The organism is Pseudobdellovibrionaceae bacterium (assembly GCA_023954155.1).
Classification (GTDB): domain Bacteria; phylum Bdellovibrionota; class Bdellovibrionia; order Bdellovibrionales; family UBA1609; genus JAMLIO01.
Genome location: JAMLIO010000003.1, coordinates 52,397 through 66,853, shown reverse-complemented (window position 1 = coordinate 66,853; position 14,457 = coordinate 52,397). Strand labels below are relative to the sequence as shown.

Annotated in this window: 12 protein-coding genes; 9 read left to right on the top strand and 3 right to left on the bottom strand. The window is 40.9% G+C overall.

Annotated elements, in window-relative coordinates; genetic code table 11:
- Positions 1–13 precede the first annotated feature (13 nt).
- The 3 genes from M9899_04650 to M9899_04640 are packed head-to-tail and all read left to right on the top strand — an operon-like array spanning position 14 to position 4,295.
- On the top strand, positions 14–1,225 hold the full coding sequence (locus M9899_04650; protein MCO5113447.1) for a type II secretion system F family protein: 1,212 nt from the start codon (positions 14–16) through the stop codon (positions 1,223–1,225).
- Positions 1,226–1,231: 6 nt separating this feature from the next.
- On the top strand, positions 1,232–2,836 hold the full coding sequence (locus tag M9899_04645; GenBank protein ID MCO5113446.1) for an ATP-binding protein: 1,605 nt from the start codon (positions 1,232–1,234) through the stop codon (positions 2,834–2,836).
- Positions 2,837–2,864: 28 nt separating this feature from the next.
- Complete coding sequence (locus M9899_04640; GenBank protein MCO5113445.1) at positions 2,865–4,295, top strand: sigma-54 dependent transcriptional regulator; 1,431 nt, start codon at positions 2,865–2,867, stop codon at positions 4,293–4,295.
- Positions 4,296–4,353: 58 nt separating this feature from the next.
- Here M9899_04640 and M9899_04635 read toward each other — a convergent pair whose 3' ends face one another.
- Entirely contained in the window at positions 4,354–5,172 is an 819-nt protein-coding gene (locus M9899_04635; GenBank protein MCO5113444.1) for a murein L,D-transpeptidase catalytic domain family protein, read from the bottom strand.
- 192 nt (positions 5,173–5,364) lie between these two features.
- Here M9899_04635 and M9899_04630 point away from each other — a divergent pair, with 192 nt between their 5' ends.
- Positions 5,365–6,345, top strand: coding sequence for a ChaN family lipoprotein (locus M9899_04630; protein MCO5113443.1), 981 nt, complete (start codon positions 5,365–5,367; stop codon positions 6,343–6,345).
- Positions 6,346–6,358: 13 nt separating this feature from the next.
- On the opposite strand, the gene M9899_04625 is transcribed toward M9899_04630, so the two are convergent.
- Both M9899_04625 and M9899_04620 read right to left on the bottom strand, forming a co-directional pair.
- A complete protein-coding gene (locus M9899_04625) occupies positions 6,359–8,359 on the bottom strand; it encodes a TonB-dependent receptor (GenBank protein MCO5113442.1) in 2,001 nt (666 codons plus the stop codon).
- On the bottom strand, positions 8,356–9,522 hold the full coding sequence (locus M9899_04620) for a rhomboid family intramembrane serine protease (GenBank protein MCO5113441.1): 1,167 nt from the start codon (positions 9,520–9,522) through the stop codon (positions 8,356–8,358). Before M9899_04620 ends, M9899_04625 begins: the two co-directional genes overlap by 4 nt.
- A gap of 226 nt (positions 9,523–9,748) precedes the next feature.
- On the opposite strand from M9899_04620, the gene M9899_04615 reads away from it, so the two are divergent.
- From M9899_04615 to M9899_04595, 5 genes are read left to right on the top strand one after another with little or no spacing between them, the layout of a single operon-like run.
- Positions 9,749–10,888, top strand: coding sequence for an ABC transporter substrate-binding protein (locus M9899_04615; protein ID MCO5113440.1), 1,140 nt, complete (start codon positions 9,749–9,751; stop codon positions 10,886–10,888).
- 29 nt (positions 10,889–10,917) lie between these two features.
- Positions 10,918–11,823 carry a branched-chain amino acid ABC transporter permease gene (locus M9899_04610; GenBank protein MCO5113439.1) on the top strand — a complete coding sequence of 302 codons (906 nt, stop codon included), beginning with the start codon at positions 10,918–10,920 and terminating at the stop codon, positions 11,821–11,823.
- Positions 11,823–12,875 (top strand): branched-chain amino acid ABC transporter permease, encoded by a 1,053-nt coding sequence (locus tag M9899_04605; protein ID MCO5113438.1) that lies wholly within the window; start codon positions 11,823–11,825, stop codon positions 12,873–12,875. Before M9899_04610 ends, M9899_04605 begins: the two co-directional genes overlap by 1 nt.
- Positions 12,862–13,650: an ABC transporter ATP-binding protein gene (locus M9899_04600; GenBank protein ID MCO5113437.1), complete on the top strand. Its 789-nt coding sequence runs from the start codon at positions 12,862–12,864 to the stop codon at positions 13,648–13,650. The genes M9899_04605 and M9899_04600 overlap by 14 nt, the downstream gene beginning before the upstream one ends.
- Positions 13,647–14,357: an ABC transporter ATP-binding protein gene (locus M9899_04595; protein ID MCO5113436.1), complete on the top strand. Its 711-nt coding sequence runs from the start codon at positions 13,647–13,649 to the stop codon at positions 14,355–14,357. Before M9899_04600 ends, M9899_04595 begins: the two co-directional genes overlap by 4 nt.
- Positions 14,358–14,457: the final 100 nt, after the last annotated feature.

The window sequence follows — 14,457 nt, the reverse complement described above, 5'->3', positions numbered from 1 at the left end:
GGGGCTTTGTAGTATGGCCAAGGGGAAGTTCAGCTTTCAAGCAAAGGACAATGCGGGTAAATTGGTCACGGGTGTGGTAGAGGCATCAAGCATTGCTGAAGCCCGAACTTTATTACGAAGCCAAGAGCTATCTCCGATCAACGTCAGAATGAGCAATGACTTGTTTGAAACACGCCTTACTGGTGGAGTTTCTGCCAAGGAATTGCAGATTTTCAGTCGTCAGTTTGCCGTACTGATTGAATCAGGTGTACCTGTTGTGGAGAGCTTACAAAGTATTGCTGACAGTATTCGTAACAAAAAATTTAAATCTGCGGTTTTAGATATTATTAGGCAGGTGACTGCGGGACGTAAACTGTCAGAAGCTATGGAGCTGTATCCAGGGATTTTCAGTAAGCTTTATGTGAATTTGATTAAAGCGGGTGAATCCGCAGGGGTGTTAGATGAAGTCTTAAACCGACTCGCGGTTTATATTGAAAAGAGTAACGCTTTAAAAGCCAAGGTCACAGGTGCTTTGTGGTATCCTGCTATTACGGTTTTGGTGGCCTTTGCAGCTATTGCTGTAATTTTAATTTATGTGATTCCTAAAATGCAGACCATCTTTGCCGATCAAGGACAAGACCTTCCTGCTTTGACCCAAATGGTGATCGATATCAGTCAGCTTTTAAGAGATGGCTGGATGTACGGGTTGATCGTAGTTGTGGGAACACCGATTATTCTATACATCTATTACAGTACGCCCCCTGGACGCTTTACGGTTGACGGTTTATTGATTCGCATTCCTGTTCTTGGAAGTTTATTGATCAAAAGTTGTATCGCCAGAATGTCTAGAACACTAGCGACCTTGTTAAAGGCAGGTGTTCAGCTTGTGGAAGCCGTGGATATTGCCGCCGAAGTAACAGGAAACGCAGTGGTAGAAAGAGACCTAAAAAAATCTAAAGATTCTATTGTACAAGGTCGTAACTTTGTCGATCCTCTTAGAAAGTCATCGACCATTCCTTTGATGGTGACACAGATGATTGCTATCGGTGAAGAGACGGGGAACATCGACTTGATGCTCACTAAAATTGCGGACTTTTATGAAACAGAAGTGGAAGCCACGGCAGATGCTTTAACCAGTCTGATTGAACCTCTGATGATTGTATTCTTGGGTGGAACCATTGGATTTTTGGTGATTGCGATGTTCTTACCGATCTTTAATATGGCAGGAGCCGTTACAGGAGGATAACTGAGTGTGCAAAATGTGATCAACACTCCTATGCCTGCCAAAACTGCAACAAAAGGTTTGTACGGCTTATCTTTTTACTCAGAGTGTATTCGTATTGGATACTACCTTGTTGCCATAGTGATCTCTTTGGCAACACAGTACATCCATCCGTATTTTATTAACAGTAAAGTGTGGATGCCAGTGTATATGGTGATCTTTTGTGCGTTGATTTATCACCTCACTAGTCTTGTTTTCTTACAAGATAAGAACTTTAAAAAGTTAGAGAGGTTCAGTTTTTTTATTGATGCTTGTTTTTTGGCACTCGTTATTTACATCACCTATTACTCATATCCTGTATTTACATTTTTATTTTTAGTAAATATCGGACTGTGTTCAGTACTGTATGGGCGAGATACAAGTTTAGTGTTAGCGGGGTTCACTTCGGTGCTATATGCCGTGTGTTTTGCTAAAGGCAATCCCAGTTTTTCAGGTTTAGAGTCAGTTCCCTTTTTATTTAATATTGCCAGTTTTCATATTGTGGCTTTAATTTCTGGCTATCTAGGTGAACTTTACCTAGATAAAGACAAGCAGTTGATCAAAACGAAAGAAGACCTTGTGCAATTGCAGAGCTTTAGCGATGTTGTGGTCCAAAATGTGGGAACGGGTTTAATCACTTTAAACAGCGAGAATAAAATCTCTTATTATAATCAGGCAGCAGCACATATTTTGCCTTCTAAAGTTACTGTGGGTGAATCTTTACCGGTTCTTGAACGATATTTTCAAAAGGTATCTCCCAAGAGCAAAGCCACCTTTCGTGAAGAAATAGAGATCAAAGCTGATGACAAAATAAAATATTTAGAAATGATCAATACCTATTTGCCAGGAAACGATGTTTTTGAATCTGGGTGGATTGTACTGTTACAAGACTTAACAGAGGTCAAAAATTTAGAGAAAGAGTTGGCCTTGAAGGAAAAATTAGCGGCTGTGGGTCAACTTGCAGGTGGTATTGCCCATGAGATTAGAAATCCTTTGGCCAGTATCAGTGGTAGCGTGGAAATGTTACAACAAACAACAAAGGGCTTAAGTCCAGAAAACGACAAACTCTTTTCTATTATTATTAAAGAGATCGATCGTTTAAATAATCTGATCACTGAATTTTTAAGTTTTGTTCGACCAGAAGTGCGCAAAGCCGATCGAACCAAAATTCAGGATATGGTTGAGGATATCTTTACTCTCATCAAATTCAATAAAGAAATGATTGAAAATGTAAGCTTAGAATACAATTTCGAGTCTTGCGAGATTTTGTGCGATAAGGGCAAGCTTAAACAGGCTCTATTAAATATCATTGTGAATGCTTTCCAAGCTGTAAAAGACACTCCAGGGGCTTTTGTAAGGGGTTTTGGTCGAGTGGAAGGACGTTTCTATATTATTGAAGTGTCCGACAATGGTCTTGGTATCCCTAAAGAAATTTTATCTAAAGTTTTTGAACCATTTTATACGACCAAAGCCAAGGGTACGGGCTTAGGTCTGGCTATTACTCATAGAATTATCGAAGGTCATTCGGGAGAAATAAAAGTTTCATCAGAAGTGAAAAAAGGTACAACTTTTTTAATTAAGTTGCCGATAGATTAGTGAATGATTGTCTTAGAGGAGTAACATAATGTCTTTAAAGCACAGAATTTTAGTAGTTGATGATGAAGAGTCTATCAGAGAGTTTCTTGAGATCATGCTAAAAAAAGAAGGTTATTCTGTGACTTGTGCCGAAAACGGCAGAGTAGCCAAAGATATTTTAGAGAAAAAGTCTTTTGATTTAGTAATTTCAGATTTCCAAATGCCAGAAATGACAGGTATGGAACTTTTGAAATATGTAAAAGATCATTACCCTCAAACTATCTTTATGATGATCACTGCCTTTGGAACTACAGAATCTGCGGTTGAAGCTATGAAAATTGGTGCCTACGACTATATCACTAAACCCTTTAAGATTGATGAAGTTCGTATCAATATTGCAAATGCTTTAAGAAGCTTATCTTTAGAGAAAGAAAACAAAACTTTAAAGAAAGAATTAAATCGCGAATATAATTTTCAAAACCTAGTTGGGAACACGGGTGAGATGCACCACATCTTTGATATGATTAAACGTGTGGCGTCTACTCCTTCAAACGTACTGATCACAGGGGAAAGTGGTACGGGTAAAGAGATGATCGCTAAGGCGATCCACTATAATGGGGAATTCAAAAACAAACCCTTTGTTACAGTCAACTGTGGTGCCATTCCTGAAAACTTAATGGAATCAGAGATGTTTGGTCACAAGAAAGGTTCATTTACAGGGGCTGTGACAGATAAAGAAGGTCTGTTTGAAGTGGCCAATGGTGGAACTCTGTTCTTAGATGAAATCGGGGAGTTGCCATTAAGTATCCAGGTTAAACTTTTAAGAGCTTTACAAGAAAGAGTGATTCGTAGAGTGGGTGCTACTGAAGATCAAAGAATTGATGTTCGTATTATTGCGGCCACCAACAGAGACTTACAGCAAATGGTCAATGAAGGAACATTTAGACAAGACCTTTATTATCGTTTGAATGTGATCAATATTGAGTCTCCTCCATTAAGAAGTCGCGTGAGTGACATCCCTGTTTTAGCTAATCACTTTTTAAGAAAGTATAACGACAGACTAGGTAAGAGCATTCAAGGTATAAGTGCAGAAGCTATGTCGATTTTAAAGTCTTATGCTTACCCTGGTAACGTGCGTGAATTGGAAAATATCATTGAGCGCACTATTGCTTTAGAGTCAGGAACATCCATTTTACCAGAAAGCTTACCGCCCTTTGTTCAAACTTCAGAAGGCCGTAAATTGGCGTCCACACATGAAATCGAAGTGACAGAAGAGGGTATATTTTTAGATAAGATCATTGATCAGATTGAAAAAGAACTTTTAATCAAAGCCATGCACACAGCTGGTGGGGTTAAAAAACGTGCCGCTAAACTTTTAAATATCACATTTAGATCTATGCGCTACAGAGCCAAAAAGCATAACTTGAGTGATATCTTAGACGACCTAGATCATGAGGACGGAGAAGAGGAAGCAGTATAGTTTTAAGAGAGAAGCTTATAAAAGCAGAAGGAAGGGGCGAACTTGAAGTTCGCCTTTTTTAATTCCCATGAGCGTATACCAAAGCTCCGTGCATGCACTTGTGCATCAGAGACTTTTGCGCTGAGGTGAAAGTGATGCAGCCTTCACTGTAGCCAATGGACTTCTCGTCGGTGACCTCTTCGGGAACATATTTAGCGGTGTGCATAACAATATATCTTTTACGAGCATTGTTATTGGTGCAGCTGATTCCATCCAGTTTGATACCGTTTTGAGGGCCTGGGCCAAAGGTGTCTTTGTAACTGTTGTAAGGTTCTGCGGACAGGTAAAACCCTAAAGAAGTTTGCAGTGAACCAGAGGTGTTGGAAAATCTGCTGGCTGTAAGATCAATCTCGTTTCCATCAATATTTGAACCTTTGCCATGAGCTGTGTAAACGCTGTGCACTTTATTGTCTTTAAGATCTACGAGGTGCAAACGCTTTTCCATTTTACTTTTCGTGTAGTCCACAATCACAAGACAGTTCAGATTTCTGATCTTTTCGCGATTGCTTTTATTGTCAGTGGCCAAACACACTTCTTTGGGATCTAATTTTTCATGATTTTTATCTAAAAATAAAAAAACCTTATCCCACACTTGAGGATCAAGAGTGAGTTTATCACGCCAAGTGATATAGGTTTTATAAAAAGAACTTTGAGGCGTGAGAGCCAGTTTTGATCCTTCAGGCAAGGTTTTTACGGTATGATCTTTGGGAGATATGGCACTTTTTGTGGGAGTGGGTTTTTTACCCCCCAATGCGTTGGCATAGGTAAGGGGTAAAGAGAAGATCATCAGTGAAAAAAGACATAAGAGAGAAGATTTATAGAGTGTAATTTTTTTCATTCCCATAGAATATTATAAAAGTTGTTATTTTTCTAGGAAGTTTTTGGATGAGGCAGGATTGGTACAAAGCCTTGATTTGAGCTGATTTTTTACGTCTTTTTTCTATACGCATTACTAAATCTTATGCCTTAGATAGAAACACTTTGATTGTGTGGGCCCATATTGTTTTTGTAAAAGCAGACTTGGGTAAGTATGAAGACCAAAACGTGTTTTGCTCTTGTCATTCAAACGATGATTTTCCTAGGATGGATAATTCCTAACGCATGGGCTTTGCCTCTTGCGCCGACACACATCTTGTACCCCATGGATTACGAATATTTACTTTTAGAAAATATCGAGTCCCTACCTTCTAAATCCCAAGCCCAAAGAATGATTCCGCAGTGTTTAGATTCCGACCGTGGTGTGACCACTACGTCTGTATCTTACGAACAGGCCAAAAGAGACTTTGTCTGTAGTACGCTTGAGGCGCAGGCTTCGGACTGGGCTAAGGTCAAGAGGCAGAGATTTTGGAATGAAGACACACAAGTTCTTTATTTTGGTGAAAGACACATAGATATACCTGTGCAAAAAGAATTGGCTGGGATGTTAGACCTATTAGCCTCTGAAGGTTTTCGTATTTTAGCCATGGAGATGTTTCCCTTTTCAGCGCAGAAAGATTTAGATGACTTTTTTAATGATAAGATCAGCCTAGAAGAGATTTTATCTGTGCTGAATGCCCATTGGACTTATAGCCAAGATGGATATGCTGAAATACTAAAATCTGCGAAGAAAAATAAAATAAAAATTATAGGCATTGATCAAAGAGAAGGAGTACAAAACTCTGACCTTCTACAAAATATTGTTGTACGTGATGATACAATGGCCAGTCAGATCGCTTTGCATTTAGAACGCAATCCCAATGATAAAGTGATTGTGTATGCAGGCGCTTTGCACGTGGCCCTGCAGTTGAGTAAGGAAGGACTTCTTAAGTCTCAAGTTCAAAAATTGCAAGACCTCTATCAAAACCAATATGATAAAAAATTAAATGTAGAGAGTTACGTTATAAAACTGGCACAAAAAAATCGACTTTTGGACATATTCAATTTGGGGTATGAGCTTCCCAGTGATACAGATGTTTTTGTCTCTGATTTTAAAAGTTTAAACTATATTAGCGGCATTATTTTTATACAATAAAAGACGAATAAGATTAAAATTTCCCTGTAAGACCCAAATAAAAAGCTTGAGGGGAGGTCTTATAGCCTGCGATATTTTGATACTTCTCATCCCATAAATTTTCAATTCGACCTTTAAGGCGCCAATCAGACTTAAAATCATAAGTGGCCATCACATCTCCTAGCACATACGAGGCCAGTGCTACTCTTGACCACGAGACAGGATCAAGATCGGGGCGTTGATCTACATATCTTAATCCTAAATGAAAATTGAACTTGGATATCTGATACTTAAGTTGGGCGCTCAGCGTATGATCAGGTCGGCGTACTAGTTTTTGGTTTTGCGCCTTATCTTTTGCGTTTAAAAATTTATAGTGCGTTTGCAATTCAAAATTTGCCCCTAAGGCATGAAAGGTGGAAAGCTCTGCACCATAAATCTCTACATCGGAAATGTTGTTATAGGTAGAAAGAGTGGTATCAAAGTCGATAAGTTGGGTGTAGTGCTGTCCAAAAATCGAAACAATAAAATGATGGGTGTCATTAAAGACTTTCTCAATAGCCACATCCCAAGTCCACGCCTTTTCAGATCGTAAATTAGAATTTCCAAAGGAAGAGTGCAGTTGAAACAGCGATGGAGTTTTCACTGCCGTCCCTATATTGGAATTGATTTTAAGACTAGGGCTTAAGGTGTACTCGGCAGAAAGAGAATGCGACCATAAAGATTCAGTGCGAGTGTATTCGGCCTGATCGTGGCGAGTCCCCACCTGCAGTGTAAGGTTTTTGATCGTGTGCTCTAAGATCAAAGCTTGGCCAAAAAAACTTTGCGAAAGATCAGCAAGTGAACTGAGTGTGCCGTCCAGATTTTGTTCTGAAGAGGCTTGTTCCTCTCGATATTGCAAAATGGTATCTAGACGTGTCCTTGTGGACAGTTGCCATGAGTTTAAATTTTCAAACTTTAAATTTTGGCTTTTAAAAAGTTCTTTATATAAAGTGGCGTGTAAGGGGTCAGGGGCGTTGTCATAATCTCTATCGTGAGCGGTGTAGGAGAATCCAAGTTGAGTTTGGAAGAGATCAAAAAAACTATGCCGATATTTAAGCCCCATCAGATATTGAGTGGACTTTGTTTCATAGTTAGGATCATCCCCGTTAAGCCCACCTTCAAAGTCTAAGTCTGTTTGTGTGTGACTAAAGCGTACCAAAGTCTCAAGATGTGCATCCGTGTTTAAGTTCCACTTTATCTTTTGATTAAAAGAAAAGCGTTCAAAACTATCAGCTTCAGAATTTGTACCAGAGTCAGCAGCAGAGAACCCATCAAGTCGAGAGTAATTTACCCCTGTCAGCCAGTGCACGGGTCCCTTGTGATTAAGATGTTCAAGGCTCACTCCCAAAGTGCCAAACGACCCTGCTTCAATATGTACAAGGCTTTGAGGCTGTGAACCATCAGACTTGGTGATGATGTTGATCACTCCTCCTAAAGCATCGGGGCCAAAGCGTACGGTCTGGGCACCTCGGTACACTTCAATGCGCTTTATGCTTTCGGTGGTCATATTAGAAAAATCAAACAGTCGTGTCGGAGTGGAAGGATCATTGACTTCAATGCCGTCAATTAACACTAAGGTGTGTTCGGATTTGGCCCCACGAATGAAAACAGAGGTGGTTTGTCCTACGCCACCTGCTGAAACCACATCCAGTCCTGCTTCGTTTCTGAGTAAGTCTAAAACTTGGGTATAGGATTTGTCTTCTAAATCTTGAGTGTGAATGACCGTGACTGTAGGACCGTAAGTCGCAGAGCTTTTAAAAATCACAGGGTCAAGCTGGGCATAAAAATCACTTTGTGCTGATGCCACAGTCCAAGTTGCTTCTTTGGTATCTTCCGTCAAAGGCACAAAAGCTTGGGCCTGAGTGAGTGTCAATGTTTGAGCCTTAGCCATCACCTCTGAGCTGACTTGATCAGCATTGTCCGTTGTTGTTGTCCCAGAAGCTTGAGCTTCTAAGCAGAAAATGAAAGAACAAACAAGAAACATCGTATAGATCATAGTTCTTCACAAAGGGCTTTGATCTCTGCGTGTCTAGGGTCTTCGCTTAAGGCGGCCATTGCAATGGGGCACACGGGTTGAATCGTCTCTTTGGCTTCGGCTTTTTTGTCAGAACGAAGCTGTACAAGAGCTAAAGTGCTGCGAATCTCATATTCAAAACGCTCTTGAAACATTTTAGATTGAGATTCAGTTAAAATTTGCAAAGCCTCCTGCGCTTGGTCTTCGGCAAGTTGCAATTCGTTTTGATCCAAAGAGATCATAGCCAGAAGATAAGGCACGCGAGGGTCTTTAGGAAATTCAATTTTCCACTGTTGAAGCTGAGCTACAAGGCTTGCTTCGGGCTCGCTCATGAACTTTTGCAATTCCGATGAAGGAATGAGTCCTGATTCCAGTCGTAGCTCTTTTTGAATTTTGCTGTAATTAAAACCTGCCCAAATCAATGTAACAAGGGTGATTAAACTTGTGAGAACCAGTAAAGGTGTTCCAAATTTGATCCACTTTGGGGCATGTTGGTTTTTCCAAGATAAATAAAATCCGTAAGCGAATATGGCACCTGTAATGGCTCCACCAAAGTGAGCAGCAAAATCTATTTTCATCTGTCCAATGGTAAAGATAGGTAAAAGAGCAGGGACAAGCATGTAAAGTAATTGAATTTGTGTACGCTTTCTGTCTTTGCCTTTAGGGAAACGATAGGAGAGGACAAAAAGAGCTGCGATCAGTCCCATAATACCGCCAGAAGCCCCTACAGATAAAGTGCTGCTGGAGTTAATGACAAGGCTAAACAGCCCACCGCCTAATGCGCTTAAGATAAAAAGCCCCCACAGCCATTTTCTACCAATGAGCATCTCTAAGGGGCGACCCACCATGTGTAGAGCTAAAGAATTAAAAAGAAGGTGCATATAACTGCCATGTAAAAATGCTGCCGCTAAAATGCGATACCATTCGTTATGCTCTAAAATCAAAAAATGGCTAAGGGCTCCCATGGTCACAAGCGCAAGGGAGGTGGGAGCCACCCAAGACTGTGAAGTCAAAAGTTCAATGCCAAAGATCAAAGCGAAGACAGCGATAAGTGCCGTCGTGAACCATGTGGTTCGGGTCTGCAATTGCAGCGGAACAAAGGTGGGATCTATGGCCTCGTGGGGAGCAGAATGGTGTTGATTCACAAAAACCTCGATTCATTTTGGTGGGACTTAATATTAGGAGTTAAACCACGTTTTTTTGTAAAATTTCTACTTTAATACTCTATTCACCGCAGTGCAGTGAGAACTTATATTTGACCCACCGCCCACGGGATTGATAGCACCGAACCTTGGTGTTGTGTCTCAATGACCCTCCGAATTTAAAGTCTTAAATGAACAAACGAAGAAAAGTGAAAAAGGACAGTTGAGAGTGAATAGATATTATAAGGTCTTTATGTATGGGCTGGTCTTGACCTTTATCAACAGTGCTTGCACACGAAAAATAGACCCCAATGTCATCTATATTGGGCATTACGATTCCATGACAGGCAGCGAGGCTACTTTTGGCCAAGGCTCTTATAATGGGGTCAAGCTGGCTTTATTGGAACTTAACAAAGCAGGTGGAATTCACGGCAAGCAAGTTCAGGTCGTCTCAATGGATGATCAAAGTAAAAACGAAGAGGCGCGCTCTGTGATCACTCGTTTGTTATCTCGCAAAGAGATCATTGCTGTGATTGGAGGCGTAGCCAGCTCTAGAACCTTGGCTGCGGCACCAGTGGCTCAAGAGACACAGATTCCATTTGTATCTCCTAGTTCTACAAACCCCAGAGTGACTCAGATTGGGGAGTATATTTTTCGCGTGTGTTTCATTGATCCTTTTCAGGGGTGGGTGATGGCGAAATTTGCCATGGAACATCTTAAGGCCCAAAAACTAGCAATCCTACGTGATGTGAAATCTGATTACAGTGTGGGTTTGGCAGATTTTTTTAAAAAAGGTGTGAAGGATCGAGGTGGCGAGATCGTATCTGATCTGACATACCAAGCAGGAGATATTGATTTTAAAGCGCAGTTGACCCAAATTCGATCCCATAAACCTGACGCGATCTTTATTCCTGGTTATTACACTGAAGTGGGGTTGATCGCTCGCCAAGCTAAGCAACTGGGTATTGATGTGCCTCTATTAGGTGGCGATGGCTGGGACAGTGCTAAACTGACAGAGATTGGTCAAGATGCTGTGAACGACAGTTATTTTTCTAATCACTACTCTCAAGACACTAAGGACCCTATTGCTCAAGACTTTATTCGAAAATATGTAGAGCTGTATAAAGATATTCCTGATGGTTTAGGAGCCTTAGGGTATGATACAGCTCGAATCTTATTTGAAGCTATGGCAAGAACACAAGACTTAACTCCTGAGCAGATTCGTGACGAGCTAGCAAAGACGAAAGACTTTATTGGTGTGACAGGTAAAATCAGTATCGATGAAAATAGGGATGCTAAAAAAAGTGCAGTAGTTGTAAAGATTGAAAAGGGCCATCAAAAAATGGTCACCACTATTGAGCCAGAATAAAATGAAGTTAGGGTAGAGGAGATCAGGGCGTGCAACAGGAATTTCTGCAACATATTATCAATGGAATCAGTTTAGGGAGCATCTACGCGTTGATCGCTCTGGGTTATACCATGGTGTATGGTATTTTAAAGCTGATCAACTTTGCTCATGCCGATGTGTATATGGTTGGAGCCTTTGCTGCCTATTACACTGCGAAATACTTGGGAATTGAATCCAGTCCTGGACTTCCGACTTTATTGATTCTTTTAGGGGCCTCCATACTGGCCTGTGCGCTACTAGGACTCTTGATCGAACGTTTAGCGTATCGTCCTTTGCAACATGCACCTCGTTTAAACTTATTGATCACAGCCATTGGGGTTAGTCTGCTGTTAGAGTATTCAGCACAAGTGATCTTTGGTCCTAACCCTAAAGTTTTTCCTAATGTGATCAATGATGCCGTAGTTTTAGATTTAGGCGCGGCTAAAGTTCGTAGTTTTGATGTGATCATTTTAGTTATCGGTTTAATCTCTATGGGAGTTTTACACTTCATCATCCATCACACTCGTGCAGGACGTGCTATGCGTGCCGTAAGCACTTCACCTACTGTGGCAAGTCTTATGGGTGTGAACACAAATCGGATTGTGGCGTTCACTTTTGTACTGGGTTCGGCCCTTGCTGGGGTGGGCAGTGTACTTGTGGGTATGAAGTATCCTAAGATTGATCCTCTTATGGGGCTTCTTATAGGACTTAAAGCCTTTGTCGCCGCAGTCTTAGGTGGAATTGGAAGTGTACCTGGAGCCGTCTTAGGCGGTGTGATCATGGGACTTTCAGAAGAGATGGTGGTGGCGTATTTGTCTTCTACTTATCGTGATGCTTTTGCTTTTGGTGTTCTTATTGTGATTTTAATTTTTAAACCCACAGGCCTATTAGGCAAAAATCAAACGGAAAAAGTCTGATGAAAAAATCTCTACTCTTCCCTTTATTAAGCTTTTTAGCCTGCCTGCTTTTAGGCATTGTTTTTGAGTTGAGTTTTGGCCCCTTTATTAAGCTCATGATTTTATATGTCATGATCAATATGATTTTGGGTTTAAGCTTAAACTTAGTAAATGGTTTTACGGGTCAGTTCAGCTTAGGCCATGCAGGCTTTATGGCCATTGGGGCTTATGTTTCAGCTTATCTCAGTCTAAATTGTCCACTTCTGCCAGGGATCGCTGTTTATTTTAGTTTTGTGCTTTTTGCTTTAGCTGGGGGTTTAGCGGCCGCATTTGCTGGATTGATCGTAGGTATCCCGTCTTTACGTTTGCGCGGAGATTATTTGGCCATTGTCACCTTGGGATTTGGAGAGATCGTTCGGGTGCTACTTTTAAACTTAGAGGTTGTGGGTGGTGCGCGTGGATTAAACGAAATTCCAGCCATTCCACGTATTAACTATGAACTGTTTTCGATCAGTCGCTTTTTTTCTGCGTACATTGTGGCGGCCTTTTGGGTTTTGGTCACTGTGTTTGTGATTTATAGATTGATCAGAAGCAGTTACGGTCTGACCTTTATGAGTGTTCGTGATGATGAGATCGCCGCAGAAGCCATGGGTGTGAACACCACAAAAACTAAAGTATGGGCCTTTATCATTTCAAGTTTTTTTGCAGGAATTGCAGGAGCCATTTTCGCCCATGTGTCGAATTACTTAAACCCTGCCACATTTTCTTTCTTAAAAAGTGTAGACGCTGTGATTATGGTGGTTCTCGGTGGTATGGGTAGCATTACAGGGTCTTTAGTGGCGGCTGTTTTTATCACCCTAATGCCTGAAGTTTTACGTCCACTGCAATCCATGACGGGTGTGGATTTAAGAATGGTGATCTATGCCTTAAGTTTGGTTCTTCTTATGATTTGGCGTCCTCAAGGTTTATTTGGAAATAAAGAACTGATTCACGTTTGGAAGCATTACTCTCAGGTAGGGGTTCAACTTTGGAGACGTTACGTTAAATTGGGGAGGGACGATGTCCGCCGCTAATATTCTTAACGTCAAAAATATCTGCATGACATTTGGTGGACTGAAAGCCGTAGATAATTTCCGTCTACAACTGAATGAAGGCGAACTTGTGGGGTTGATTGGACCTAATGGTGCAGGTAAAACGACAATCTTTAATATGCTTACAGGTGTGTACTGTCCCACAGACGGCGAAATTATACTTGATGGGCAGGTCATCAATGGGATTAAGCCTTTCCGTATCTCTCAGATGGGGATGGCTAGAACTTTTCAAAACATTCGACTGTTTAAACAGATGACTGTACTCGAAAATGTACTGGTCGCCGCTCATCAACATGTGGATTACAATATTTTACAAGCTTTAGTTCGGACACCAAAGTTTTTTACAAATCAGAATGCAAGCACAGAGTATGCTCTGCAATTATTAGAAATCTTTGATTTAAAACATAAAGCTCACGAAGAGGCCACGTCTTTACCCTATGGGGAACAAAGAAAATTAGAGATTGTTAGAGCCCTAGCCACAAAGCCTAGAGTGATTTTGCTTGATGAGCCAGCTGCGGGTATGAATCCCAAAGAAAAAATCACTTTGATGGAAACGATCTCTCGTATTCGGAAAGAATTTGATTTGACCATTTTACTGATCGAGCACGACATGAAACTCGTGATGGGAATCTGTGAACGCGTTTTAGTATTAGATTACGGGAAACTCATTTGTGAAGGTGTTCCAGAAGTGGTGCAAAAAGATCCAAAGGTGATTGCGGCCTATCTGGGTGTTCCTGAAGAAGAGGTGAAGATATGAGTCAGATTTTAAATGTATCAGACCTCAACGTGAAATATGGTGGTATTCATGCCATCAAAGGGATCAGCTTTCATGTGGACACTCAAGAGATTGTATCTCTGATTGGTTCTAATGGTGCTGGTAAAACCAGTACACTGCGGGCTTTGTCGGGGCTTGTGTCTTCAACAGGGATCATTGAGTTTGAAGGTCAAGACATCACTAAGATTCCAAGTTTTGAGCGAGTGCCATTAGGTTTAGCGCAATCTCCTGAAGGACGTGGTGTATTTGCAGATATGACGGTGTGGGAGAACCTAGAGATGGGGGCCTACACTAGAAAAGATAAGAACGAAGTCGACCAAGACAGAGAAAAGTATTTAGAATTTTTCCCTAGACTTCGTGAACGTATTAAGCAGCTGGCTGGAACTTTATCTGGCGGGGAACAACAGATGCTGGCGATCTGTCGCGCGCTGATGTCTAGGCCCAAGTTATTACTTTTGGATGAGCCTTCGTTGGGATTAGCTCCTTTGATTGTGGCACAAATTTTTGAAATCGTGCAAAAATTAAATCAAGAAGGCTTAACTATATTATTGGTAGAACAAAATGCCACACAAGCCTTAAAGATATCACACAGAGCTTATGTGATTGAAACTGGGAACGTGATCTTAGAAGGTACAGGAGCCGAGTTATTGGCCAACGATCAGGTTAGGCAAAGCTATCTGGGGGCTTAAATTAGCATCAAGCGGTTAAGCTGTTGGAATGAATTTTAAGACAAACATGTAATATTTAGAATTTATTTTAAGAATAACTTCAAGTAAAAGTCTTACGACA